The organism is Arthrobacter sp. FW306-06-A, assembly GCF_021870055.1.
Classification (GTDB): Bacteria; Actinomycetota; Actinomycetes; order Actinomycetales; family Micrococcaceae; genus Arthrobacter.
This window is the reverse complement of the sequence record NZ_CP084552.1, coordinates 2,804,798-2,830,595: the sequence shown is the minus strand read 5'-3', so window position 1 is coordinate 2,830,595 and position 25,798 is coordinate 2,804,798. Positions and strand designations below refer to the sequence as shown.

The following is a 25,798-nucleotide window of genomic DNA, read 5'->3' as shown; positions in this document are numbered from 1 at the left end:
ACACGAGTCGCTGGACACAAGATGATGACTGACGCTTCCGGCACCGCCTATCCTCGAATAACCATGACAACAGCCTCGAGCGCGGACCCGTCGGCGGAAACACAGCCCGCGGCCGCCGCAAGTGACCTGCCGGCCGCCGCCCCCGAAGCCCGGCCCATCGGCGTCTTCGATTCCGGCGTTGGCGGCCTCACCGTGGCGCGCTCCATCATCGACCAGCTTCCAAACGAGTCGATCCTCTACGTGGGGGACACTGCGCACGGCCCTTACGGGCCGCTGCCCATCGCAGAGGTGCGGGCCAACGCCCTGGGTGTGATGGACGAACTCGTGGACTCCGGCGTCAAGTTGCTCACCATCGCCTGCAACTCGGCGTCGGCCGCTGTCCTGCGGGATGCCCGTGAGCGGTACACCGCCAAGTACGGCATTCCGGTCATCGAGGTCATCCAGCCCGCGGTGCGGCGCGCCGTTGCCGCCACCCGCAGCGGGAAAGTCGGCGTGATCGGAACCTCCGCAACTGTCGGCTCGCGGGCGTACGAGGACACCTTCGCAGCAGCTCCGGACCTGGACATCACCTCGGTGGCCTGCCCCGAGTTCGTCAGCTACGTGGAAGCCGGCATCACCACAGGACCGGCGCTGCTCGCCGTTGCGGAGGAATACCTGGCGCCGCTGAAGGCGGCCGGCGTGGACACCGTGGTGCTGGGTTGCACGCACTACCCCCTGCTGACAGGCGTTATCTCCTTCGTCATGGGCGCCGACGTCACCCTCGTCTCCAGCGCAGAGGAAACCGCCAAGGACGTCTACCGCGCCCTGGCCACCCACAACCTGCAGCGGACCTCTGATACCCCTCCCGAGCACCACTTCGTGGCCACCGGCGACGCCGGGCAGTTCGAGGCGCTCGCCCGGCGGTTCCTGGGCCCGGAGGTGCTGTCCGTACGCCACGTGGACCACGTCGCGGCGCAGTACCCCACCGGCAGCCTGGCCCGCATCACCCCGGAGATGATCGCCGCCGCGCAAAGCGCACGGAACCGGCCCAGGATCTCCAACTTCGTAGGCGGCGGATTTGCCAACGCGCGGCGCACCGGAGGTCCCGGCCTGTGAAGCTGACCATCGTGGGATGCACGGGCTCGTTCCCCGGGCCCGGCTCCCCGGCGTCGTGCTACCTCCTGACCGCCACCGACGGCGACCGGACCTGGAAGGTGGTGATGGACCTCGGCAGCGGTGCGCTGGGGGCGATCCAGCGCTACACGGACCTGGAGGACATCGACGCGATCTTCCTCACCCATTTGCACCCGGACCACTGCATGGACCTCTGCGGGCTGCACGTGGCCATCCGCTGGAAGCCCGGAGGCTGGGGCCGCGGCCGGATCCCCGTCTGGGGCCCCGCCGCCACGGCAGACCGGATGGCCACCGCCTACGGGCTTGAGCTGGACCCGGGCATGCACGAAGAGTTCGACTTCACTAACTGGACCGAACGCGAACCGGTGACCGTGGGCCCCTTCACCGTCACCCCATTCTCCGTCAACCATCCCATCGAGGAGGCCTACGCCCTCCGGGTGGAAGTGGTTGAACCCGGCAAGGACGGCACCCCGGTGTCCCGCGTCCTGACCTATTCCGGCGATACCGATTCCTGCGCGGGGCTTGAGGAAGCTGCCAAGGACGCAGACCTGTTCCTGTGCGAGGCAGCCTTCGAAGAGGGCCGGGACGACGGCATCAACGACGTCCACCTCACCGGCAAGCGGGCCGGCGAGGCGGCAGCAGCTGCCGGTGCGCGGCGGCTCCTGCTGACCCACATCCCGGTATGGACGTCGCAGACCACCGTCATGGCTGAAGCCCGCCCGGTGTTCCCGGGCGACGTTGCCGTCGCCGTGGCGGGCGTGCACTACACCATCTAGCTGCACCTGCCGTCTGTGTGCTGGGGACGTCCGGCGGAGCGGCACTCGATAAGCTAAAGGCATGACATCTGAAGCAACTGCAGTGCCCATCGTGCGCGCCGACGGCCGTGCCCCCGACCAGCTCCGGCCCATCAGCATCACCCGCGGATGGTCCAACCAGGCTGAAGGTTCGGCACTGATCGAATTCGGCAACACCAGGGTGCTCTGCACGGCATCGCTGACACCAGGCGTCCCGCGCTGGCTCAAGGGCGAGGGCAGAGGCTGGGTCACGGCGGAGTATGCCATGCTGCCCCGCGCAACCAACACCCGCTCCGACCGCGAGTCCGTCAAGGGCAAGATCGGCGGCCGCACGCACGAGATCTCGCGGCTGATCGGCCGTTCGCTGCGCTCCATCATCGACACCAAGGCCCTGGGCGAGAACACTATCGTTCTGGACTGCGACGTCCTGCAGGCCGACGGCGGCACCCGCACCGCAGCGATCACCGGCGCCTATGTTGCCCTGGCGGATTCCATCCGGTTTGCCCGCGACAACAAGCTCATCGCCCGGAACGCGCAGCCGCTGATCGATACCATCGCCGCCGTTTCCGTGGGCATCATCGACGGCGTCCCCATGCTGGACCTGCCGTACGTGGAGGATGTCCGGGCCGAGACCGACATGAACGTGGTGGTCACGGGCTCGGGCAAATTCGTGGAGGTGCAGGGAACCGCGGAGGGCGCCCCCTTCGACCGTGACGAGCTGAACCAGCTCCTGGACCTGGCGCTGTTGGGTACGGCCCAGCTCGCTGCCATCCAGCGCGAAACCCTGGCGGACACCCTGTGAGCAGCGTGGCGCCCCGCCTGGTGCTCGCCACGCACAACAAAGGCAAACTCCGGGAGCTCCGCGAACTGCTGCGCGGGCAGGTGCCAGGGCTCGACGTCGACACCCAGGTGGTGGATGCCGCCGCGGCAGGTGCGCCGGACGTCGTCGAAACCGGCGTGACGTTCGCCGAGAATTCGCTGCTGAAGGCGCGGGCGGTGGCCGGCGCCACCGGCCTGGTGGCCATCGCCGATGACTCCGGGCTGGCCGTGGACGTCATGGGCGGGGCCCCCGGCATCTTCTCCGCCCGGTGGGCCGGACGGCACGGTGACGATGCCGCCAACCTGGAACTCCTGTTGAACCAGCTGTCGGATGTCCCGGACGAACACCGTGGGGCCGCGTTCGTGTGCGCTGCCGCCCTGGCCCTGCCAGCGGACGCGGATGGCCCCGGCCGGGAAGTGGTGGAGTACGGGCAGCTGGAAGGCATCCTCTTGCGCGAACCGCGGGGAGGCGGCGGATTCGGTTACGATCCGGTGCTGCAGCCGGCCGGCGAGGACCGCAGCTGCGCCGAACTGTCTGCTGAGGAAAAGAACGCCATCAGCCACCGCGGCAAGGCGTTCCGGGCGCTGCTGCCGTCGATCGTGGCAGCTTTGGAAGCGGCGGGCTAGGAGAAACACGCAAAAAAGGTGCGCACCCGCGTGGGTGCGCACCTTTTTTGCTGCCGCTGGAGGCTGGAGCGTTGCTACTCCGGCCGGCTGCCGCGGATGTTGCGGGGCGTCTTCTGATCCTCTTCCGGGCCGTGTTCCTCGATGAACTCATCCACGGCATCGGTGCCGTAGGCCTGCGCCTGGCGCCTGGCGGACAGGCCGCGCAGGACTTCGATGCCGATGGGAATCACCGAGACCAGCACGATGGCGATGAAGATAATGTCCAGGTTGTCGCGGACCCACGGCACCTTGTCGCCCAGCAGGTAGCCGAGGAGGGTCACGCCGCCGCCCCACAGCACCGCGCCGATGACGTTGAACACGAAGAACTTCCGCTTGCTCATCTGGGCAACACCGACGATCACGGGAACAAAGGTGCGGATGATCGGCACGAACCGGGCCAGGATCAGCGCCTTGCCGCCGTGCTTTTCAAAGAAGGCGTGGGCGTTCTCCACGTTCTCCCGCTTGAACAGCCGGGAGTTTGGCTTGTTGAAGATGGCAGGGCCCGCCTTGGACCCGATGAGGTAACCGGTCTGGTTGCCGATGATGGCCGAGACCACGATCAGCAGGGCCAGGAGCCAGATGTTGAACTTGATGGTGTCCGTGGCCACCAGCAGGCCGGCGGTGAACAGCATGGAATCGCCCGGCAGGAAGAACCCCACCAGCAGGCCGGTCTCGGCGAAGACGATTCCGCATACCAGCAGGACCACCCAGGGGGCGAGGGCCGGATCGGCCAGGAAGACCTGGGGGTTCAGCCAATCGGGCAGGAACGACGCCATTTTCGGCTGGACCGGTCCCGCACCGCCCAGCATGGACACAGCGAGGTCATTCATCACAGGAAAGTTCACCCCTCAAGGGTACTTGACGGGCCTGTCCCGCCCAGGGTGGGGCGCGTGCGGCGGTAAGGTAGGGGCCGTGGGTTTGGACTTTACGGCGATCGACTTCGAAACGGCCAACGGCTTCCGCGGCTCCCCTTGCTCCGTGGGACTGACGAAGGTGAGGGGCGGCAGGATCGTCGAGGAGGCCTCCTGGCTGATGCGCCCACCCTCCGGGTACGACCACTTTGACCATCACAATGTCAGGATCCACGGGATCACTCCTGCCCACGTTGCCGGTATGCCCCGCTTCGGTGAGCTGTTTCCTGAGATCGGTGCCTTCATCGGCGGGGATGTACTGGCAGCCCACAACGCCGCGTTCGACCTGGGCGTGATCCGCTCGGCGCTGGAGGTGTCCGGCCTGCCCGGCCCAGCCTACGACTATGTGTGCACCGTCATGCTGTCCCGCCGCTGCTACTCGCTGGTCTCCAATTCGCTCCCGTTTGCCGCCGAGGAAGCGGGCGTCCCGCTGGTCAACCACCATGACGCCACGGAGGACGCCCGTGCCTGCGCCGGCATCCTCATTGACATCGCCGCCCGCAACGGCGCCAACAGCATCGCCGAACTCTATCTCTCCCTGGGCCTGGACATGCCCCGCCAGCAGGCCTTCGATCCCGCCACGGGCGAGCTGTCCAAGCCCAGCCTCGCGGCCGTGGCCGGTGCTTCCGGGAACGGCGCCGCGCTGGTCCGCCGGTTCCAGTCCGGCTGGCCCGAGGAAGGGGCCAACCCCGAGCCGAACGCGGATGCCGAGCCCGGCCACCCCCTGTACGCGCAGACGGTGGTGTTCACCGGGCAACTCTCCATCGAACGCCCGGAGGCGAAGCTCCGCTCGGCCCGGTGCGGCGCCCGCACCGAAAGCCGCGTCACCGCCCGGACTACCGTCCTGGTGGTGGGGGACGGGTTCGTTGCCTCGGACCTGCGCTCGGGCAGGCTCACCGGCAAGGCGCGGCGCGTCCTGGAACTCCACGAGCGGGGACAGGCCATCGAGGTGCTCTCCGAGGGCGAGTTCCTCCAGATGGTGGGCGGGGACATTCCCGGCGGCCCGCAGGGTGCCGGCGCGGACAGCTGGAAGGGCGCGTTGGCATCTGCGGTCAGCGCCTGAGCCCCATGCCCTGACCTCAGCCCCCTGAGCATCTGCCCTGACCCGTCATGCCCTCCGTTGCCTGCAGTCACGCGGCGCAACAAAGCTTGGCCGCCCGGGCAACAGGCTCCTAACCTTGCGTCATGTCCTCCCTGTTCGCTTTTCCCAATCCCGTCAATGAGTACGCCGCCAGGGTCACCGCCGCGCTGGTGGTGCTGCTCGCCGTCGTCACCGCCGTGGCAGGTTCCGCGTGGGGGCTGCTGGCCATTGCCATCGGGTTCTGGCTCCGGCTGCTTTTCGGCCCGCGGATTTCACCCCTGGCGTTGCTGTCAGTGAAGGTCATCACTCCCCGGCTGGGAAAGGTGCGGCTGGTTCCCGGGCCGCCCAAGCGCTTTGCCCAGGGGATCGGTGCGGCAGTGTCCACCGCCGCCCTGCTCCTGTTCGCTGCAGGCGCGGCACCGGCAGCCTGGACGCTCCTCGGCGTCCTGGTGGTCGCAGCGTCGCTGGAAGCCTTCGCCGGATTCTGCCTGGGCTGCACCATCTTCGGGTTCCTGCAGCGCCGTGGACTCATTCCGGAGGATGTCTGCGAAGCCTGCAACAACATCAGCCTTCGCCGGTCGTAACCTTTACCAACTGATCGGCCATGCCCCGGATGACCTCCGGTGCTTCGAGGCCATTAAGCCATTCCGCCGGCAGGCAGGCCTCCCCGTACAGGGCGCCCAGGATGTTTCCCGCCAGGGAGCCTGCCGTATCGCTTCCGCCGCTGTGGTTCACGGCCACTGCCAGGGCATCCCGGAAATGCTGGTCCGGCTGCCCGTCGGCAGCGCCGGCCGGGAGCGTGGCAAGGACGGCGTAAAGCGCGACGGCGAGGGCCTCCTCCGCGGTCCGGCCCCCGCCCAGTGCCTGGACCAGTTCCTCCGGGCCGGCCAGTTTCCCCAGGGCACCAGGTGACTTCTCCGCCAGGCGGATGGCGGCCTCCAGGCGCTCCGGCAGTTCCGGTGCGGCCTCCGGAAGGGTGGCGGCGTGGGCAGCGACTGCGGCCGCAGCGCCCCGCAGCGGCTCCCCGGTCACCAGCCGGTGGATCAGCAGGCTGAAGATTCCGGCGCTCTGGTGGGCCGCGGGATGCCCGTGCGTCAGGGCGGCGGCATCGGCACTCAGTTTGTAGACGGCGTCGGGCGTGATGTGGGGAATCAGCCCAAAGGGCGCTGAACGCATCACCGTACCGGGGCCCTTTGCGCCGGCATTAACGGGGCGCACCGCGGTTCCCATTTCGCCGGTGGCCAGCCCGCTGATGCAGTCCCTATCGGGGTGCCGGCGCTGCCGGAGCACCTCGTTGCCGTCGATCCAGCGGGGCTGGGGTGCCGGCGCAGACGCCCCGGCGTCCTCGCCCTGCGTCGCCAGCCAGCGCAGGTAGGCCAGCCAAAGGCAGGCGTTCACGTCCGCGCCAACCCCCGCGTTGGCCCATTCCAGTGCCTCCACCAGGCCGTCAACGGTGTAGAGCGTCAGTTGCGTGTCATCCGAAAAGTGGCGGGGGCCGGACAGCTCGCCAAGCCCGGTCAGCCCCCGGGCACCGAAGCGTTCCCGGATGTCGTCGATGGAATCAAACTCCACCGCGTAGCCCAGCGCATCTCCCAGCGCCCCGCCCAGCAGGCAGCCGTGGATCCGGGACTTGAGGGTGGGCGCGGGAATGCCGGGGTCAGTGCTCATGCTGTCAATGTACCGTCCCCCGTACAAACTCCGCCCAACCCAAGGGGTCCCGGGGCGCCGCCAACAGCTGGTGCCCAGCAAACGTACAGCCTGGGCTGGAATACTGCTCGGGTTGCCGTGGCCAGACCGCCGGCACGCACCTGCCTCCCACACGTAAGGTTTCCCCATGAGCACCCCAGCCCCAGCCCGCGACGCACTGCAGCCCGGCGGTACTGACACCGCCCCCGGCTTGCTGCCCCGCCTGGTGGCCGAGGCCTTCGGCAGCCTCTTCCTCGCCGTGGCCGGGCTGGGTGTGCCGTTGTTCAGCATTCCGCAGTCCAGCCCAGTTCCTGCCGCGCTTGCTGCCGGCCTGGCCATCACCGCCGCCATGCTCGCCTTCGGGCATGTCTCCGGCGGCCACTTCAACCCGGCCATCACCCTGGGGCACCTCCTCGCCGGCCGGATCCGTGCCGGTGCCGCCGCGGCATACGCCGCCGCCCAGGTGGTGGGTGCCCTGGTAGGCGCCCTTGCCCTGTTCGGGATCCTCCGGACGCTTCCCAGCATCCCGGACAGCCGCACGGCCTTCGACACCGTGGCAGCCGGTTTCGCTGCGCACTCCATCATCCAGGCGCCGCTGGCCGCCGTCGTGCTCCTGGAACTGCTGGGCGCCGCCATCATCGTGGCAGTCTTCCTCGGCGCAGCCGGCCGCAGCGGCAACCGCACCGTGGCCGCCGTCGCCGTCGGCCTGTCCTTCGCGGCCCTGCTCCAGGTGGGCCAGTCGGTGGGAAACCTGCCGTACAACCCCGCCCGTGCCGTGGCCTCAGCCGTATTCAGCTCGGGCTGGGCCATGGAGCAGCTGTGGGTCTTCCTGGTGGCGCCGCTGGCCGGCGCTGCCATCGCCGGCCTGGCGTTCCGGATCACCACGGGCGCTGAGCCTGCCGCGGCCGCTGCGCACCAGGCCTCCGACGACGGCAAGGCCGGTGGCAACCGGAAAGGCACCGACGTGACAGAGGCGGGCGACGTCGACGCCGGTGGCCTCGACGCCGACGGTGTAAACCCGGACGGCCTGGACGGGGACCTCACGGGCAATGACGACGACGGCGCCGCGGCCCCCAGGACAGGTGCCGGTACGCCCGCCACGGCCCAGCGCCAGGCCAGCGCCCGGCAGCAGGAAAGGATCCGCGTCAGCGAGGCCCAGGAATTCTTTGACGGCAAACGGTCCTGAACGCTGCACCGCGGCACTGCGTCGCGGCTATTTTCTGAAGTGTCAGTGGCTGCCGATAGCTTAGGAACATGCGGTTACTTCACACCTCGGACTGGCATCTTGGCCGTTCGTTCCACGGCGTTGGCATGCTGGACGCCCAGCGTGCCTTTGTTGACCAGCTGGTGGCAGCGGTCCAGCGCGACGGCGTCGACGTCGTCCTGATTGCCGGGGACGTATACGACCGCGCCCTCCCGGGCGTGGACGTGGTCCACCTGCTTGACGACGCGCTGGTCCGGCTCACTGCCGCAGGTGCCAAAGTGGTCCTCACCAGCGGCAACCACGACTCCGCCATCCGGCTCGGCTTCGCGTCCCGGCTGCTGGAGCGTGGGGGAGTGCACCTGCGCACCAGGGTGGAAGATTTGGCCCAGCCTCTCCTGCTTCCGCTGGGAACCGATGCGGCCGGCAAGGACGCCGTGCTGGCGCTCTACGGTATTCCGTGGCTGGAGCCCCGGCTCGTCAGTGAGCAGCTCGGGGTGGAGACGGCGAGCCATTTCGAGGTCACCCGTGCAGCAACCTCCCGGATCCGGGAGGACATTGCCCGCCGGTCGGAGTCCGCCACCGTCCACTCGGTGGTCCTGGCCCACACGTTCGCCAGCGGAGGCATCAGTTCGGACAGCGAGCGGGACCTCAGCATCGGTGGGGTCGGCGCAGTGCCGCTGGACCTGTTTAACGGCTTCAGCTACACGGCGCTGGGTCACCTGCACGGCCGGCAGGAACTGTCCGGCTCCGTCAGGTATTCGGGCTCTCCGCTGGCCTATTCCTTCTCCGAGTCCACCCACCGGAAGGGGGCATGGCTCGTGGACATCGGTCCGGAAGGAGTCGCCGCTGTGTCGGAGGTCCAATGGGAAGCCCCGCGCGCCCTGGCTGTACTGCGGGGAGAGCTGGAGGACCTCCTGGCTGAACCCGCCCATACCTGGGCCGAAGCCGCCTATTGCCAGATCACCCTGACCGACGCCCAGCGTCCCGCCCGCGCGATGGAACGGCTCCGCACCAGGTTTCCGGACACGCTGGTCCTGGCATTCGATCCGCAGGGCGGGGCGGCCACCGCGCAGGCCAGCTATAGCAGCAGGCTTGCCGGGGCACCGGATGACCTGTCTCTCTGCTGCGGCTTCCTTGAACACGTACGGGGACGGAGCGCGGACCAGGCGGAAAAGGCTGCGCTTGCCGCCGCCCTGGAAAACGTCAGGCTGCTGGAGGCATCGCGGTGAGGATCCACCATCTGCGCATTTCGGGGTTCGGCCCTTTCGCGGGCACCGAGGACGTCGACTTCGACCGGCTTAGTGCCCATGGTCTTTTCCTGCTGAACGGGCCTACGGGTGCGGGAAAGACCAGCGTGCTGGATGCCATCTGCTTTGCACTGTACGGGTCTGTTCCCGGGGCCCGGCAGGACGGCAAGCGGTTGCGCAGCGATCACGCAGAGCCCGGGCAGGAACCGGCCGTCACGTGTGAGTTTTCCGCGCAGGGCCGCCGCTTCGAGGTGACACGCTCCCCGGCCTGGGAGAAGCCCAGTGCCAGGGGTAAGAACGGCTTCACGGTTCAACAGGCCAAAACACTGCTCCGGGAGCGGGTGGACGGAACGTGGGTGGAAAAGTCGGCCCGCAACGATGAAGCGGGTGCCGAAATCATGGCGCTCCTGGGCATGGACCGTGAACAGTTCACCCGCGTGGTAATGCTGCCCCAGGGTGACTTCGCTGCCTTCCTCCGCTCCAAGGCTGCCGACCGACTGGACCTGCTGCAGAAGCTTTTTGGTACCCAGCGGTTTGAGGCCCTGGAACAGGAACTGTCCCGCCAGTCCGCTGCCGCCCGCGAGGACGTGGCGGCACTGTCCGGGCAACTCGGACTCCTGGCCTCCCGGGCGGAAACCGAAGCCGCCCCGTTGCAGCTTCCGGAGGACGACGCACCGCCCGCCGAAGATGTTCCCCGCCGCCTTGCATGGCTGCAGGCTTCCGCCGCGCGGCGCCTTGAGGAACTGAGGGACCGCGCCGCTGCCGCGGAGGCCGCAAGCCAGGACCGCCGCAACCAGGCGGATCAGGAGGCCGCGCGGCAGGGGAGGAACCGGAAACTCCAAGCTGCCATGGAGCGGCAGGAGGCCGTGAAGGAAGGGGCCCAACGGCAGGAGGAGCTTCTGTCCCGGCTCAGGCGCCACCGCCAGGCCGAAGTCCTCCAGGGACAGCTGCAGGTGGTGGACGCCGCATCGGCCAAGGTGCGCAGTGCTGCAGCCGGCGCCGAATCCGCCATGACGCTGCTCCGGCTCGCCGTTGGCGATGGCGGGGAACTGGCCCAGCTCGGCCTGGAAACGGCGGCGGAAGCTGCCGATGCGGTGCTGGAGTCCTTCACTTCCGCCGAAACCGCCGGAGCCGGTGAATGTGGCGATGCCGCCAAGGACGGCATGCCCGGGGCCGCGGAAGAACTCGGCCGGCTGCGTTCGCTGCTGGCGGTGGTCGAGGCGCGGCTGCCGGACGAGGACAAGCTCCGGGACCTCCGAAAGCGGCACCAGGCACTGTCCGGGAAGCAGGCAGAACTCCAGCAGGCCGCGGAGACGCTGGGCAACACCGTCTCGCAGCTGCTGGTGGAACGCGAACAGCTGGTGGACGGCATGGACCGGCTGGAAACCCGGTCCACCGATGCCGCACTTCGCCGCAAGGAAGCTGCCGCCGCCGCGGAACTGCTGGACGTGGTCCGGCGCCACGGTTCCGCCGTTAGGGCCCTGGGCCTCGTCAGGGGCCGTCACGGAGACTCGCGGGAGAACCTGTTGGAGGCCAAGCGCCGCTGGTTGGACGTGAGGGAGGCACGCCTGGCCAATGCGGCATCCGAACTGGCCGCGAAGCTGGTTGATGGAGAACCCTGCGCCGTCTGCGGCAGCGGCCACCATCCCAGCCCCGCAGATGCCGGCAGCGGAGGCCCCGGCCTGGCCCAGGAAGAGGAGAAAGCCCACGACATTTACGAGGCTGCGGAGGCAGCCCACGCCTCGGTTACCGCCGAACTTACCCAGGCTGAGCAGGCGGTGGCTGTCCTCGCCGGACAAGGCGGAAACACCCCCGAGGCAGAAGCCCGCGCTGCCGCGGACGGTGCCCTCGCTGCGGCAAACGACGCCGAGCAGGCAACGGAGGAACTCCAGGGCAGGCGGCAACGGCTCGAAGTACTGGATGCGGGCATTGGTCAGGCCCGGTCCGGCATGGCCGAAGCCGAGGCGGACCTCTCCCGGGTCGCTGCCTCCCTTGCCGAACTGGCTGAACAGGCTGCTTCATTGGACAAAGGCCTGGCAGGGCTGCGCGGCGGCCACCGTAGCCTGGACCGCCGGTTGCGGGTACTTGAGGAAGCCGTAGCGGTCCTCGATAAAGCGGTCGAAGCGCAGGCGCGGCTGGATGCTGCACTGCTGCAGGCTGCTGAAGCGCGCGAACACCTTGAGCGTGCCCTGCCGGAGGCCGGCTTCGCCACAGTCGCCGACGTCCGTGGCCAGCTCCTCGGAGCCTCTGAAGCCGCGGCCCTGGACGCCGCAATCCGTGCTTTCCAGGACGAAGCCGCCCGGGTGGCCGGATTGTTCGAGTCCGAGGACATCGTGTTGGCAATGGCTGAAGCCGCGGAGGGCTTCCAGATGGACGAGGAACGGCTGGCAGAAATGCGTGCGGGAGCGGCGGCTGCCCAGAACGACGCACGGGAGGCGGATTTGGCGGCGGGTCTGGCGGACCGTTGCCTGGCCTCGCTGACGTCAATTGCTGCTGAATACGAGACGCTGGTCTGCTCGTCACGGGAGCCCGCGGAGAAGGCACAAATGCTCGCCGGACTGGCTGATGCGGCGTCCGGTCGGGGCGAGAACACCTACCGTATGAGCCTCAACAGCTACGTCCTGGCCGCCCGGCTGGAACAGGTGGCCCTCGCCGCGTCGGAACGGCTGGTGGCCATGAGCGATGGTCGCTACCTGCTCCAGCACACAGACGCCAAAGCCGCCCGCGGTGCCAAGTCAGGGCTGGGGCTTGAAGTGGTGGACCAGTGGACGGGCTTCCGCCGGGATACGTCCACCCTGTCCGGCGGCGAGTCCTTTATGGCGTCGCTGTCCCTGGCCCTGGGCCTGGCGGACGTTGTCCAGCAAGAGGCCGGAGGAGTTGAAATCGAGACCCTGTTCGTGGATGAGGGCTTTGGAAGCCTGGACGAACAATCGCTGGAACAGGTGATGGATGCCCTTGAAGGGCTTCGCGACGGCGGCAGGGTAGTGGGCCTTGTCAGCCATGTAGCCGAGATGAAACAGCGGATCGGCACGCAGCTGCAGGTACTCAAGAGCCGGAACGGCTCCACGCTCCGGATCTCCGAAAGCCTGGACGCGCTCGTCTGACCGGGGCCGATATACTATAACGCGTTACCGGGTTGCGCGCATCGGGAGGAGGGACGGTGCGCACCGACTGAACGAGCCCGGAATTGACTACACAATCTACTCCTTCAAGCACCAGCGACACCCCTGCCCGCGTCACCGCCGCGAACCCGGCGGAAGGGAAAGCGCGCGGACGCTTTTCGCGCCTCCCGCAGCTGGCAGGCCGGAGCTTCATCCCCCTGGGACTCTTCGCCCGGCTTCCCCTGGCGATGCTCACCATGGGCACACTCACCCTCGTCACTTCCGTCAGCGGCTCCGTTGCCGCGGGCGGAACAGCCGCGGGCGCGGTGGGCATCGGCTCGGCGCTTGGCGCGCCGCTGCTGGGATCCTTGGCAGACACGAGGGGACAGCGTCCAGTCCTGTTGCTCGCAGCTGCGCTCAATACCCTGGCGGTACTGGCCCTGGTGCTCGCCGCCAATGCCTCTGCGGCAGCCGAAGGTTTTCCGCTTGCTGTGCTGGCAGTTGCCTTCGCAGCCGGCGCCACCAGTCCCCAGGTGGGCCCCCTGGCGCGGGTGCGGTGGATGTCCCTGACGGCCACCGCGGACGCTACGGCTCCGCGCCCCGATCCTGTCCGTGACCTGGATACGGCCCTCTCCTACGAAAGCACCGCGGACGAGGTGACGTTCGTCCTGGGACCGGCACTGGTGGGAATCCTGGCCAGCCTCGTTGCGCCCTGGCTTCCGCTGGCACTGGCCGCGGCCATGACCATCACGCTTGTACCGGCCTTCGCAGTCCATCCCACCCACCGCGCGGTTCCGGCCGCCCGCCGGTACCGCCGTGGGCAGCGTCATGCTGAAACGGGCCGGGGCGCAGCAAAGCTGCCGTGGGTGGTGGCCCTGCCCGTCTTTGCCATGGTGTGCATGGGGACCTTCTTTGGCTCTACCCAGACTGCCCTCAGCGCCTTCTCCGCTGGGCTCGCCGGCACCGAAATCGCGGGGCTGCTGTACGCCGTCATGGGGCTCAGCTCGGCTGCCGCGGCACTCTCGGTTGCCTATTGGCCGCGCCGCGCCGGGCTCGCGCTGCGCTGGGTGCTCTGTGCTGTCCTGATGGCGGGACTGGCCGTCCTGCTGCTGGTGCCGTCGTCGCTTTCCATGATGGCGGCGGTCCTGCTGCTTCTCGGGCTGCCCGTGGGCCCGGTGATGGTCACGGTCTTTGCCGTGGGCGGAAGGGTGGCTCCCGCCGGCATGCTGGGCACCGTCATGACCGCGCTGGCCAGCGGGATTGTCGCCGGAACCGCCCTTGGATCCTCTGTTGGCGGGCAGTTGGCGCAGCTGCACGGACACGGTGCCGCGTTCCTTGTCCCGGTCGGCGCCGCGCTGGCGCTGGCGCTGCTGGGTGCGGCAGCCGCCGTCGTGCTCCGCCGAAAGGCCTGACAGCACACCCGGCACGGCGCATCCCGGCCCGTCCGGCCGCTGGTTCGACCTGTTCTGCTACGCGAGCTGGCTCTCGATCCGTGCCGCGCTTTCGGCGATGGCCGCGCCCACGGCTTCCGGGTCCTGGGCGGAACGGATATAGACGACGGCGAGTGCGGCCGGACGTCCGCCGGGCACCCGGACCGGGGCTGCGAGTGAGGAGACCCCGGCAATGACCTCGTCGTGGCTGGCCGAGTAGCCCTTCCTCCGCGCTTCCACCGCCTCCGGCCGGTACGGGATCCCCGTGTCCAGCCGGTCCCACTCCGGCTCGGTAAGGGCCGATTGTATGGCAATACCGGGCGCCCCGGCGTTGATGGGGTGGCGCGTGCCGGGACGCTGGGCCACGCTGGCCCCCGAGTGCCTCGGTTCGACCGTAACGAGCGTGATGCAATCGTGGTGGTCCCACACCGCCACGAAAGCCGTCATGTCCAGCGAGTTTGCCAGCTGGGTGAGCTCCGGGAGGGCGGCGCTCTGAAGGTTGCGGGAGACGCCGCGGGCCAGGACCGCCAGGCCGGGTCCAGGCTGGACCCGGCCGGCGTCGTCGCGGACCAGGAGGGAATGGTCTTCGAGGGTGCGCAGGATCCGGTATGCCACCGAACGGTGGACGCCCATGGCCTCGGCCAGCTCGGCGATGGTCAGCGGTCCGGAGGCAGCTGCAAGGATTTCCAGCGCACGGATGCCGCGCGACAAAGTCTGGGAGGGCGAAGCCTGCGGCACCGCTCCGGCCTGTGCTGCGGCTGCTGGAGGAGTCATGTGTCCATCCTAGGTTGCGGGCCACCGGGTGACCCTTGTCTCACTTCGCGTGAAGCGGTATTGTCCTGTATACGAACTCGCAGTTCAAATATAGAACATCTATTTCGAGTGCGCATGCCTCGTTAAAATCCCCGGAGTTCGTGTTCCGCATCACAATCTCGTAGTACCCTACTAACTAACTGACCGTTCTGTCGGTAATTCTGAAGGCGTCCGGGTGGCATTGCTGCCCAATAAACAATGGAGTTTCAATGACCACACCTTCCAAGGTGGATACCCTCGCTGGTCCCAGCAGCCGGCGTGAGGAGCGCAAGGTCCTCGCCGGCACCCTGGTCGGCACCACTATCGAGTGGTACGACTTCTTCATCTTTGCCCAGCTGACCGCAACGCTGCTGTCACCGCTGTTCCTCGCACCCTTGAACGAATCAAACCCCGGCCTGGCCCAGATTCTCTCCTTCGCCCTCATCGGCATCAGCTTCCTGTTCCGCCCCCTCGGCGCCGTCATCGCAGGGCACCTGGGCGACCGCCTGGGCAGGAAGGCCATGCTGGTCTTCACCCTGGTAATGATGGGCGCGGCCACTGCCCTCATCGGCATGCTGCCCACCTATGCGCAGATCGGCGCCTGGGCTCCTGTGCTGCTGATCCTGCTGCGGGTCATCCAGGGCTTCTCCGCCGGCGGTGAATGGGGCGGTGCAGCCCTCATGGCCGTGGAGCACGCACCAATCAACCGTCGTGGCCTGTTTGGCGCCTACCCGCAGATTGGCGTGCCCGTGGGCATGATCCTGGCCACCGGCCTGCTGTTCTTCCTCAACACGGGCATGTCCAAGGAAGACTTCGCGGCCTGGGGTTGGCGGGTGCCGTTCCTGCTCTCCATCGTCCTGATCGTGGTTGGCTACCTGATCCGCCGGGCCGTCGCAGAGAGCCCGGTCTTCCAGGAAATGGCCCTGCGCAAGAAGGAGAGCAAGGCGCCCCTGGGCGAGCTGATCCGGAACCACAAGCTGCCGGTGCTGTACTCCACCCTGATCTTCATCGGCAACAACGCGGCAGGCTACCTGCTTATTGCGTTCTTCATCTCCTACGCCACCAAGACCCTGAAGATGCCCACCCCGCAGATCCTCCTGGCCACCACGCTGGCGTCCTTCGGTTGGCTGATCTTCACGCTGGTGGGCGGATGGCTGTCCGACCGCATTGGCCGCGTCAAGACCTTCCTGATCGGCTACGCCATCGTCTTCGCATGGATGATTCCGATGTTCGCCTTGATCGACACCAAGAACATCATGCTCTACGGCATCGCCCTGTTCGTCCTGACCGTGGGCCTGGGCCTTTCCTACGGACCCATGTCCGCCATGTACGCAGAGATGTTCCCCGCCAACGTGCGCTACTCCGGCATCTCCATCGGGTACGCCTTCGGCGCCATCCTGGGCGGAGCCTTCGCGGCCACCATCGCGGAATCGCTGCTGCAGGCCACCAGGTGGACCGGCTCGATCGGCATCTACATCATGATCCTCTGCGTCATCTCCGCCGTCGGCGTGGTGCTGGCCAAGGAAACCAAGGGCCGTCCGCTGGGGGTCAGCAGCCACCACTAGTCCCCGCCGTCCCCAACTGAAGCAGACCCGGACCCCTTTGGGTCCGGGCCTGCTTCGTATCCTGATCGGTCAGGTAGCCAGCAGCCTGACCGCGTCGGCGTCGCTCAGTTGCGGAAAGTGCCGGTAGTAGCTGCCCACGGCCCGGAACTTGCCGGGCAGGTGCAGGCAGATCACCGCGTCGCACACCCGCTCAAGCGATGCCTGTGCGTCAACCGAACCCACGGGGGCGGCAGCAACCACCGCAGCAGCACCGCCTTCCCGCAGGGCCTCGACGGCGGCGCGCATCGTAGCGCCAGTGGCCAGGCCGTCATCCACCAGGAGCACGGTCTTGCCCGCCACGTCCATGCCGGCTCTCGGGTACAGCTCCGCCCGGCGAAGCAGTTCGGCCCGCTCGCGGTCTTCCACGGCGTCCAGCGCTTCCTGGCGAACCCCGTGTTCAAGGACCCGCTCCAGCAGCGGCTTGTTGATCAGCCGGACCGTGCGGCCTCGAGCCAGGGCCAAGGCACCGTACGCGGTCTCCTCGTGCCCGGGGATCCCCAGCTTCCGCACCAGGACGGTGCCCTGGGGCAGGCGCAGCTCCGTTGCCGCGGCCGCCGCGACGGCAATGCCCCCGCGGGCCAGGCCCAGGACCACGGTGTCAGGGCGTTCCCGGAACTGGGCCAGGGCAGCGGCAAGGCGTTGTCCGGCCTCCGTACGGTCTTCGAAACGCGTCCCCATGTGTCCTTTCCGGCGCTCTGTCCCTCACCGCTGCGGCCTGCCGTCGGCGTACCGTTCCCAAGGCCGCCGTCGGCAGCCCGCGTGCCGCTTAGGCAGCCAGGAACGAAATCGCGGCCTGCTTGAAGGCCCGGCTGGTGATGGCGTTGGTGTGGTTCCGGCCCGGGAGGATCACTTGCTCAGCCGTCGCCCCTGCGCCGCGGGCCAGTTCGGCAAGCTTGGGCAACGTGGCAGCGCGTTCGTCCTTGTCTCCCGCAACCAGCAGCATCGGAACGCGGGGGACCGCTTCGGCCGGGTCATAGGGTTCGGCCTTGATGGCCTCCACGAGGGACAGGAGCGCGAAGACGTTGTTGCTGGGCAGCAGCAGCGCCATCTTGAGCAGCTGGGCGGTGGACTCGTCCTTGATTGGAGTGCCGTCGGCGAGGTAGTCCTGGGCGGCTACCAGGTCGAAGGCCGCCAGCGGATCAGAATCGTTGGGGCCGCCGAGCACCAGCCGGTGCACCAGTTCGGGCTGGGTTGCCGCGAACTCCCAGGCGAGCCGGGAACCCAGGGAATAGCCCACCACGTCCAGCCCGCTGGAAGGATCCCCGTCCTGCAAGGGGCGCGCGCCGGCGTCGAAGGCTGCCTGCAACAGGTCCGCGCGGATCCGGCTGGGGGAGTAGGAATCCATGTCCTCGGGGGCACCGCTGCGGCCGTGGCCCGGCAGGTCGACGGTGATCACGCGGCGTCCGGCGTCGAGCAGGGCAGAGACCCATCCCGTGTCCTCCCAGTTGAGCTTGGACGAGGAGGAAAAGCCGTGCAGCAGCAGGACCGGCCGGAGGCCTGCGTCAGCCGCGGGTTCATGGACCGCCACATACAATTGCGGGTCGGTGCCTTCGACGGTGTGCGCCTGCTGCTGGCCGCTGTGCCTGCCGGTCATGGTGTCAGTTCCCCAATCAGGTACGGCGCCTGGGCGGGCCCGGCGCATCGGTGCGTCTTTTGTGGAAAGGTAGGCACCACTCTACCTGTTGACGGCCTGCTTCCTGCCGGTCAGGCGGGCGCCTGCGGCGCAGGCCAGTGCGATGCCGGCGATCAGGGCGAAGGTGCTGAAGAGCTGCACGCGGCTGGCGTCAGCACTGAACCCGACGGCGAAGATGAGTCCCAGCAGCACCAGCCCCAGGATGGTCAGGCCGGGAAAGCCCTTCATCCGCAAGGGCAGCGGGGTCCCGTCCCGGTCCGCCCGCCGCCGGAGGACCAGCTGGGACACCAGGGCGCTGCCCCAGACCACCAGGCACGTCGATCCCACCAGCTGGAACAGTGCGGGCAGGATACGGTCCGGGAACAGGAGTTCCAGGACGGTGGCCACGAAGCCGAAGGCCACGGAGACCGCCACCGCGGGCACGGGCACGCCGGCACGGTTGAGCCGGGTCAGGACGCGGGGGGCCTCGCCCCGCTGGGACAGGGAGTAAACCATGCGGGAGGCGCCGTAAAGGTTCGCGTTCAGCGCCGAGAGAAGTGCGACGACGGCCACCAGGGTGATGGCGGTGGAGGCGCCAGGGATCCGGGCGGCATCCAGAACGCCGGCGAAGGGGGAAGCAAGGCTTTTGGAAGTGGCGGGAAGGACGGCGGCGATGACGAAGACGGAGCCGATGTAGAAGACCAGGATCCGCCACACCACCGTGCGGATGGCCTTGCCCACGCTGCGTTCCGGGTCCTCGGTCTCGGCTGCCGCCACCGAGACAATCTCCGTGCCGCCAAATGCGAAGATCACCACGAACAGGGCCGCAGCAACGCCGCCCAGGCCTTGCGGCGCGAAGTTGCCGGTGAGGTTTTGCGGGCCAGGGGAGTCGACGCCGGGGAGCAGGCCCAGGAGCAGCGCTGCACCGACTCCAAGGAACAGGACGATGGCGGCCACCTTGAGGATGGCGAACCAGAACTCGAACTCGCCAAAGTTCCGGACCCCGGCCAGGTTGATGGCGGTGAAGACCACCATGAACAGCAGCGCCAGGGCCCAGACCGGGACCACCGGCCAGACGGAGAACAGCAGCCCGGCTGCGCCCAGGGCCTCGGCTGCGATCACCACCACCAGCTGCAGCCACCACAGCCAGCCGATGGTGGCGCCTGCCGTGCGGCCCAGCGCGCGCTGCGCATAGACGGAGAAGGCTCCGCTGTTCGGATGTGCCGCCGCCATCTCGCCGAGGGCCCACATGACCAGGATGATCAGCGTTCCGGCCACCAGGTAGGAGATGAGGACTGCCGGCCCTGCCGCCTGGACACCCGCGCCCGACCCCAGGAACAACCCGGCCCCGATGGCACTGCCGAGCCCCATCATGGTCAGCTGGCGGGGCTTCATGCTGTGGACGGCCGAGGCCTTGGATGGGGGGCTGGATGTGGTGGTCGATGGCGTGTGGGCAGACTTCATCGTCATGGGCAGGTGCACCTTCTGGGGTGGTTGGGTCCGGGGGGAGGCCCGGGGGCCCTTTTGGGACCTATTGAATTTACCGCTTCTGAAAGGCTGCCCGGAAACCGGAGGGCGAAGTCCGCAGCCGGCGGCCCGCGCCCGTTGCAGCAGTCCAAGCGCGGCCGGCACCTGATGTGAAGGCTCCATGCCCGGGGTGGCCTGGAAATGTGCGGGCAGAAACATTTCCCTTTCGGGGACGCCCGGCCGTAGAATTAGTTTTGGTCAAGATGACCATAACTAGCGATGACCGCCTCCAAAGCGGGCAGTCGAGGATGACGGAAGGCGGTGGGACGGGTGTACTACAGCTCGGCTAATGTTTCCGAGCGGCAGGCCGCGCCGCCGTCGTTGGCCATCTCCACGGTGATCTTCGCCCTCCGGCCCAGTGCCACCTCCGGCCGTCCCACCCTGTGGCTTCCCCTGGTGCGCCGCATCCGGGAACCGTTCAAGGGGTTGTGGGCCCTCCCGGGAGGCCCGCTCAGCCACGACGAGTCACTCCAGGACGCCGCCGCCAGGAACCTGCGGGAAACCACTGGGCTTGCACCGAGCTACCTTGAGCAGCTGTACGCCTTCGGCGGCCTCCACCGTTCACCCACCCAGCGCGTGGTCTCCATCGTCTACTGGGCCCTGGTCCAGCCCACGGAAGCAGCGCTCGCGGACGAGTCCGAAAACGTGAAGTGGTTCCGCGCGGACCGCCTGGGCGAGCTGGCCTTCGACCACAACGCCATCGTGGACTACGCGCTCTGGCGCCTGCGCAACAAGCTGGCGTACGGCTCGGTGGCGTACCACCTGCTGGGGGAATACTTCACACTGGCCCAGGTCCGCGAAGTCTACGAAGCCGTCCTCGACCGCCAACTGGATCCCGCCAACTTCCGGCGGCAACTCAAAGCCACCCCGGAAATCGAAGAAACCGGGGAATACCTCCAGGGCGGCAAGCACCGCCCGCCACGCCTCTACCGCTTTACCGGCCGGCCAGGCCTTGACCCAGATAACAGGAGCACACCATGAGCAGCGTCAACACGGCAATCCAGCTGATCACGCGCGAACAGGCCGAAAAAGGCGCAGCCGCTGAACGCAGCACCTGCAGCCCGGCGCTGGCCGAGGGCCCGTGGGATTACGACCTGGCCGAGGCGCTCGCAGGGGTCCCGGCCTATGGCCCGGGTGCATCCAGCGCCGATCCGGCACCGGCCACCACACCGCGCCAGGGCCAGCTGCCGGAAGAGTACAAGCTGGCCAGCGACGCCGAGCTCGGGGAGCGCATCAAAGCTGCCAAGGCCGCCCTGGGAGACCGGGCGGTGATCCTGGGCCACTTCTACCAGCGGGATGAAGTCATCCAGTACGCGGACTTCGTGGGCGATTCCTTCCAGTTGGCGAACGCCGCACTGACCCGCCCGGACGCGGAGGCGATCATCTTCTGCGGCGTCCACTTCATGGCTGAAACGGCGGACATCCTCTCCACGCCGGAGCAGGCCGTGATCCTGCCCAACCTCGCCGCCGGCTGTTCCATGGCCGACATGGCGGACGCGGATTCGGTGGAGGAATGCTGGGAGCAGCTCGAAGACATCATCGGGACAGAGCCCGACGCCGAAGGCCGGGTTCCGGTCATCCCCGTCACCTACATGAATTCCTCCGCAGCCCTCAAGGCGTTCTGCGGCGAACACGGCGGCATTGTCTGTACCTCCTCCAACGCGAAAACGGTGCTGGAGTGGGCCTTCCAGCGGGCCCAGCGCGTGCTGTTCTTCCCGGACCAGCACCTTGGACGCAATACGGCCAAGGCCATGGGTGTGCCGCTGGAGCAGATGCCCATGTGGAACCCGCGCAAGGACCTGGGCGGCAACGACGAACAGGCGCTGTTGGACTCCCGGGTGATCCTCTGGCACGGGTTCTGCTCCGTGCACAAGCGCTTCAGCGTGGCGCAGATCCAGAAGGCCCGGGCGGAGTTCCCCGGCGTCCAGGTCATCGTCCACCCCGAGTGCCCCATGGAGGTGGTGGACGCAGCGGATTCCGCGGGTTCCACGGACTTCATCAAGAAGGCCATCGCCGCCGCCACCGAGCCCACCACGTTCGCCATCGGCACCGAGATCAACATGGTGAACCGGCTTGCCGCCGAGTACCCGCAGCACACCATTTTCTGCCTGGACCCGGTGATCTGCCCATGCTCCACCATGTACCGCATCCACCCCGGCTACCTGGCCTGGGTGCTGGAGGAACTGGTGGCCGGCCGCGTGGTCAACCGCATCACAGTTGACGACGAGGTACAGGCCAACGCCAGGATTGCGCTCGAACGCATGCTCGCGGCGAGGCCCTGATGGCAAGCCGCCTCGCTGTCATCGGAAGCGGCATCGCCGGCCTGTACGCAGCGCTCCTCGCCGCCGATGCCGGCGCTGACGTGGTGCTCCTGACCAAAGGCGCGCTGGACCAGAGCAACACCTGGTACGCGCAGGGCGGCATTTCCGCTGTACTGGCCACGCCCGCGCCCGGGGACACCGTGGCTGCGCACATCGCGGACACGCTCCGTGCCGGTGCCGGGCACTGCAACGAAGCCGCCGTCCGGCTGATGTGCACGGAAGCACGCCGCGATATCGAGGGCGTCCAGCGCTACGGAGTCGCCTTCGATGCAGGGCAGGCGGGGGCAACGCAGGCTGAAGCAACGTACGACGGCGGCCCGGCCCTTGGGCTCGAAGCGGCCCACAGTGCCCCGCGCATCCTGCATGCAGGGGGAGACGCCACGGGTGCGCGGGTCGCCGGCGCGCTGATCCAGGCAGTGCGGTCCCGGCGGGACGAAGGAAAGCTCACCCTCCTCGCACATGCCCGCGCCACCTCCCTCGTCACCCACCGCGGAAGGGTGACCGGACTGGAGTACCTGCAGGACGGCCGGACCAGCAGGCTGGACGCGGACGCCGTCCTGCTCGCCACCGGGGGAGCGGGCCAGCTGTTCGCCCAAACCACCAACCCCGCCGTGGCCACCGCCGACGGACTGGCGCTCGCCGTCCGCGCCGGGGCAGCCACCGCAGACCTGGAATTCTTCCAGTTCCACCCCACCTGCCTGGTCAGCTCCGCCACCGCCCTCCCTGACCGGTTGGACGGCCCGCTGCTCATCTCCGAAGCGGTGCGCGGCGAAGGCGCCATCCTGCGTGACTCCGGCGGCCGCCGCTTCATGCAGGCCTACCACCCCGATGCCGAGCTGGCGCCCCGCGATGTCGTCTCCCGCAGCATCGCCCTCCACCTGGCCAAGCTCGGCGACCCCACAGGCCACGTCTACCTCGACGCCCGCGTCATCGAGCAGGCCAGGGGGGAAGGCTTCCTGCAGCAGCGGTTCCCCACCCTCACCCGCAAGACCCTCGACGCCGGCATCGACTGGACCCGCGAACTGGTCCCCGTCGCCCCCGCCGCCCACTACTGGATGGGCGGGGTACGCACCGACCTCTCCGCCCGCACCACCGTTCCCGGCCTCTACGCCGCCGGGGAAGCTGCCTGCACGGGCGTCCAGGGGGCAAACAGGCTGGCCAGCAACTCCCTCCTCGAGGGACTCGTCTTCGGCCGCCGCGCTGTTGAATCTTTCCTGGAGGGCAGCTCCGCAAGTCCCTCGGCGCCTGCACTCGCGACTCGCACCGGCGATCGCCTCGCAAGCTCGGCGGCCGGTGCGGCCGCTCACGCAACAACGGCGCTTTCGGGACCCCAGGAGCTGCCATACGTTTCCGCATCCCTGCCGCGAAATGCGAGTGCGCCCGTCACCGTCCCTGCTTCTTTGGACAGCGCGACGGACGGACTGGACCTAACCCGCGGGAGTTGGCCGTCCAGCTTCGGTAGGGGAGGGGAAGCCGGGGAACCTTTCTCGCGGGAGGCGCTCCGTTCCCTCATGACGTCGCATGCCGGGGTGCTGCGCTCAGGGGGGCTGCTGCTTGAGGCGGCTGCCACGCTTGACCGGTGGGCCGGCGTCGTCCGTCCGCTCTCCTCTGCTGACCCCTCCCCTGTTGACCCTGGGGTTCTTGAGGACCGAAACCTTTTGCTGGCTGCGCGGCTGCTTGTGGCCGCTGCCCTCAACCGCCGTGAATCCCTGGGGGCGCACTACCGCGATGACGGCCCCGACCAGACTGAACCTTCCTACCCTCCGCGCCTGAAAGCGAGCCTGCTCCATGACTGAATCCGCCGTGATCGACCTCGCTGCCGCCGCGCGTCCGGCACTGGACCTCACGCTCCCGTCGGCCCCCGTCCGGGAGATCCTCGAACGGGCCTTCGCCGAGGATGCGCCAGGCGGCGACATCACCTCGCAGTTGCTCATACCGACGCATGCCCGTGCCATCGCCGTCCTCAACGCCCGCGTCCCCGGTGTCCTTAGTGGCGCCACCGTGTTCCGCGACGCCATGCAGCTGGTGGACCCCGACACCCGGGTGGAGCTCCTGGTGGCGGACGGAGAAAGGTTCGACGCCGGCACGCATCTCGCGCGGGTCAGCGGCGCCGCGCGCTCGGTGCTGATGGCAGAACGGGTGGCGCTGAACCTGGTCCAGCGGATGTCCGCCATCGCCACGAAGACTGCAGAATTCGTGCGGCTCACCGAGGGCACAAGGGCCCGCATCACCGACACCCGGAAAACTACCCCCGGCCTGCGCATCCTGGAACGCTTCGCGGTCAGGTGCGGCGGCGGAGCAAACCACCGCTACAGCCTCTCCGACGCCGTCCTGGCCAAGGACAACCACCTCGCTGTGATGACCGGGGGAGACCCTGCAAAGCTCACGGAGCTTCTGCTGGCGGCCAAGGCGCAGCTGGGCCACACCACGCACTTTGAGGTGGAAGTGGACCGCATGGACCAGATCGAACCCGTGCTGGCCGCGGGAGTGGACACCATCATGCTGGACAACTTTTCGGTGCCGGAGCTGAAGGACGGCGTTGCGCTCGTGGCCGGACGTGCCCGCGTGGAAGCCAGCGGCAACGTCAACCTGAACACGGTTGCCGCCATTGCCGCGGCAGGCGTGGATGTCATCTCCGTGGGCGCGCTCACCCACACTGTGGCCGCCCTCGATCTGGGCCTTGACGTTGAATTGACCGCTGGGTGAGGCTGCCGTGATTTTCCTTGACGCCGCCGCCACCACCCCCGTCCGCCGGGAAGTGCTGGACGCCATGTGGCCCCACCTCACCGGCGGGTTCGGGAACCCGTCCAGCCACCACACCCTCGGTGAGTCGGCCGCCGCGGCGCTTGCGGGGGCGCGGTCAACCTTGGCGGGGGTCCTTGGCTGCCGGCAGGGCGAGGTGGTGTTTACCTCCGGCGGTACCGAGGCGGACAACCTGGCCGTCAAGGGAATCGCCCTGGCCCGGCAGGCGAAAAACCCGCAGCTGGACCGGGTGGTGATCAGCGCCGTCGAGCATCCTGCCGTGGAGGAATCCGCGCGGTACCTGGAACGCTTCCACGGCTTTACCGTGGACGTGGTGCCGGTGGACGCCGCCGGCTGGGTCACGCCGGAGGCCTTGGCAGCCGTGTTGCGTCCGGAAACCGCCTTGGTGAGCATCATGTACGCCAACAACGAGGTGGGAACCGTCCAGCCCATCCCCGCGCTAACGGAACTCGCCCATGTCCGGGGCATCCCGTTCCATACCGACGCCGTCCAGGCCGCCGGCTGGCTGCCGCTGGACACCAGATTCCTGGGCGTGGACGCCATGAGCATCTCCGGGCACAAGCTCGGCGCACCCAAAGGCTGCGGCGCACTGTTTGTCCGGAGCCGCACGCGGCTGGAACCGGTCATCCACGGCGGCGGCCAGGAGCGGGGCCGACGTTCCGGCACCGAAAATGTGGCAGGGGCGGTGGGGCTGGCTACTGCCCTCACGCTTGCCCAAGACCGCCAAGCGGAGCAGCAGGCACGGGTGGAAGCACTGCGTGACGGGTTCATCGGCGCCGTGCTGGCAGGAGTGCCCGACGCCGTCCTCACCGGCCACCCCTCGGAACGCCTCCCGTCGGTGGCCTCGTTCTGCTTTCCTGGAACCAGCGGTGAGTCGGTTCTCCTGGAACTGGAACGGCGCGGCGTGGTCTGCTCGAGCGGCTCGGCCTGCGCTGCCGGGTCCGATGCGCCGTCGCCCGCACTCACCGCCATGGGGATTTCCGCCGAGGTGGCCCAGACCGCTGTCCGATTCAGTTTCGATGCTTCAGTGACGCAGGAGGACCTGGACGCTGCAGCGGTTGCCGTCCAGGCGGCAGTCGGCAGCGTCAAGACCCTGGGCGCGGGCCAGCGCTCCTGACCGTCCCGGC

Annotated in this window: 22 protein-coding genes; 16 read left to right on the top strand and 6 right to left on the bottom strand. The window is 68.3% G+C overall.

Translation table 11 applies throughout. The features are described 5' to 3' along the window. Positions 1–24 precede the first annotated feature (24 nt). The 4 genes from murI to rdgB all read left to right on the top strand — a co-directional run bounded on the left by murI (position 25) and on the right by rdgB (position 3,353). On the top strand, positions 25–1,095 hold the full coding sequence (gene murI / locus LFT49_RS13210; protein ID WP_373462122.1) for a glutamate racemase: 1,071 nt from the start codon (positions 25–27) through the stop codon (positions 1,093–1,095). Then, positions 1,092–1,889, top strand: coding sequence for an MBL fold metallo-hydrolase (locus tag LFT49_RS13205; protein ID WP_236819928.1), 798 nt, complete (start codon positions 1,092–1,094; stop codon positions 1,887–1,889). The genes murI and LFT49_RS13205 overlap by 4 nt, the downstream gene beginning before the upstream one ends. Before the next feature lie 61 nt (positions 1,890–1,950). Then, on the top strand, positions 1,951–2,709 hold the full coding sequence (rph, locus tag LFT49_RS13200) for a ribonuclease PH (RefSeq protein WP_272910796.1): 759 nt from the start codon (positions 1,951–1,953) through the stop codon (positions 2,707–2,709). Beyond that, a complete protein-coding gene (rdgB, locus tag LFT49_RS13195) occupies positions 2,706–3,353 on the top strand; it encodes an RdgB/HAM1 family non-canonical purine NTP pyrophosphatase (RefSeq protein WP_237428488.1) in 648 nt (215 codons plus the stop codon). Before rph ends, rdgB begins: the two co-directional genes overlap by 4 nt. Before the next feature lie 74 nt (positions 3,354–3,427). Here the strand turns inward: rdgB and LFT49_RS13190 are convergent, their stop codons facing one another. Further along, positions 3,428–4,222: a DedA family protein gene (locus LFT49_RS13190; RefSeq protein WP_236802886.1), complete on the bottom strand. Its 795-nt coding sequence runs from the start codon at positions 4,220–4,222 to the stop codon at positions 3,428–3,430. Between the two features lie 82 nt (positions 4,223–4,304). Between LFT49_RS13190 and LFT49_RS13185 the strand changes: the two genes are divergently transcribed. Further along, the gene (locus LFT49_RS13185; RefSeq protein ID WP_237428487.1) at positions 4,305–5,366 is read left to right on the top strand and encodes an exonuclease domain-containing protein; all 1,062 of its coding nucleotides are present in this window, start codon (positions 4,305–4,307) and stop codon (positions 5,364–5,366) included. A 122-nt stretch (positions 5,367–5,488) separates the two neighbouring features. Continuing rightward, on the top strand, positions 5,489–5,968 hold the full coding sequence (locus LFT49_RS13180) for a DUF4395 domain-containing protein (protein ID WP_236798736.1): 480 nt from the start codon (positions 5,489–5,491) through the stop codon (positions 5,966–5,968). On the opposite strand, the gene LFT49_RS13175 is transcribed toward LFT49_RS13180, so the two are convergent. After that, positions 5,949–7,052, bottom strand: coding sequence for an ADP-ribosylglycohydrolase family protein (locus LFT49_RS13175; RefSeq protein ID WP_237428486.1), 1,104 nt, complete (start codon positions 7,050–7,052; stop codon positions 5,949–5,951). The genes LFT49_RS13180 and LFT49_RS13175 overlap by 20 nt on opposite strands. A gap of 166 nt (positions 7,053–7,218) precedes the next feature. Here LFT49_RS13175 and LFT49_RS13170 point away from each other — a divergent pair, with 166 nt between their 5' ends. The 4 genes from LFT49_RS13170 to LFT49_RS13155 all read left to right on the top strand — a co-directional run bounded on the left by LFT49_RS13170 (position 7,219) and on the right by LFT49_RS13155 (position 14,034). Next, positions 7,219–8,256, top strand: a complete 1,038-nt coding sequence (locus tag LFT49_RS13170) for an aquaporin (RefSeq protein WP_237428485.1) — start codon at positions 7,219–7,221, stop codon at positions 8,254–8,256. Between the two features lie 68 nt (positions 8,257–8,324). Continuing rightward, a complete protein-coding gene (locus tag LFT49_RS13165; protein WP_237428484.1) occupies positions 8,325–9,503 on the top strand; it encodes an exonuclease SbcCD subunit D in 1,179 nt (392 codons plus the stop codon). Beyond that, on the top strand, positions 9,500–12,625 hold the full coding sequence (locus LFT49_RS13160) for an AAA family ATPase (protein ID WP_237428483.1): 3,126 nt from the start codon (positions 9,500–9,502) through the stop codon (positions 12,623–12,625). The genes LFT49_RS13165 and LFT49_RS13160 overlap by 4 nt, the downstream gene beginning before the upstream one ends. 83 nt (positions 12,626–12,708) lie before the next feature. After that, the gene (locus LFT49_RS13155) at positions 12,709–14,034 is read left to right on the top strand and encodes an MFS transporter (RefSeq protein WP_237428482.1); all 1,326 of its coding nucleotides are present in this window, start codon (positions 12,709–12,711) and stop codon (positions 14,032–14,034) included. A 57-nt stretch (positions 14,035–14,091) separates the two neighbouring features. On the opposite strand, the gene LFT49_RS13150 is transcribed toward LFT49_RS13155, so the two are convergent. Further along, positions 14,092–14,826: an IclR family transcriptional regulator gene (locus tag LFT49_RS13150; protein ID WP_236798729.1), complete on the bottom strand. Its 735-nt coding sequence runs from the start codon at positions 14,824–14,826 to the stop codon at positions 14,092–14,094. A gap of 248 nt (positions 14,827–15,074) precedes the next feature. On the opposite strand from LFT49_RS13150, the gene LFT49_RS13145 reads away from it, so the two are divergent. Continuing rightward, a complete protein-coding gene (locus tag LFT49_RS13145; RefSeq protein ID WP_236819917.1) occupies positions 15,075–16,409 on the top strand; it encodes an MFS transporter in 1,335 nt (444 codons plus the stop codon). A gap of 69 nt (positions 16,410–16,478) precedes the next feature. On the opposite strand, the gene LFT49_RS13140 is transcribed toward LFT49_RS13145, so the two are convergent. The 3 genes from LFT49_RS13140 to LFT49_RS13130 form a co-directional block, all read right to left on the bottom strand. Continuing rightward, a complete protein-coding gene (locus LFT49_RS13140) occupies positions 16,479–17,126 on the bottom strand; it encodes a phosphoribosyltransferase (protein WP_236798725.1) in 648 nt (215 codons plus the stop codon). Positions 17,127–17,214: 88 nt separating this feature from the next. Further along, on the bottom strand, positions 17,215–18,042 hold the full coding sequence (locus LFT49_RS13135) for an alpha/beta fold hydrolase (protein WP_237428481.1): 828 nt from the start codon (positions 18,040–18,042) through the stop codon (positions 17,215–17,217). Between the two features lie 81 nt (positions 18,043–18,123). After that, positions 18,124–19,530, bottom strand: coding sequence for an amino acid permease (locus LFT49_RS13130; RefSeq protein ID WP_373462114.1), 1,407 nt, complete (start codon positions 19,528–19,530; stop codon positions 18,124–18,126). A gap of 327 nt (positions 19,531–19,857) precedes the next feature. Between LFT49_RS13130 and LFT49_RS13125 the strand changes: the two genes are divergently transcribed. Genes LFT49_RS13125 through LFT49_RS13105 form a run of 5 tightly spaced genes read left to right on the top strand, consistent with a single transcriptional unit; the run spans position 19,858 to position 25,788 of the window. Continuing rightward, on the top strand, positions 19,858–20,568 hold the full coding sequence (locus LFT49_RS13125; protein WP_236798721.1) for an NUDIX hydrolase: 711 nt from the start codon (positions 19,858–19,860) through the stop codon (positions 20,566–20,568). Beyond that, on the top strand, positions 20,565–21,869 hold the full coding sequence (nadA, locus tag LFT49_RS13120; protein ID WP_237428480.1) for a quinolinate synthase NadA: 1,305 nt from the start codon (positions 20,565–20,567) through the stop codon (positions 21,867–21,869). Before LFT49_RS13125 ends, nadA begins: the two co-directional genes overlap by 4 nt. Beyond that, on the top strand, positions 21,869–23,704 hold the full coding sequence (locus LFT49_RS13115; protein WP_237428479.1) for an L-aspartate oxidase: 1,836 nt from the start codon (positions 21,869–21,871) through the stop codon (positions 23,702–23,704). The genes nadA and LFT49_RS13115 overlap by 1 nt, the downstream gene beginning before the upstream one ends. Continuing rightward, positions 23,697–24,614, top strand: coding sequence for a carboxylating nicotinate-nucleotide diphosphorylase (nadC, locus tag LFT49_RS13110; RefSeq protein ID WP_237428478.1), 918 nt, complete (start codon positions 23,697–23,699; stop codon positions 24,612–24,614). Before LFT49_RS13115 ends, nadC begins: the two co-directional genes overlap by 8 nt. 7 nt (positions 24,615–24,621) lie before the next feature. Next, positions 24,622–25,788: a cysteine desulfurase family protein gene (locus LFT49_RS13105; protein ID WP_237428477.1), complete on the top strand. Its 1,167-nt coding sequence runs from the start codon at positions 24,622–24,624 to the stop codon at positions 25,786–25,788. The last annotated feature ends 10 nt before the right edge of the window (positions 25,789–25,798 follow it).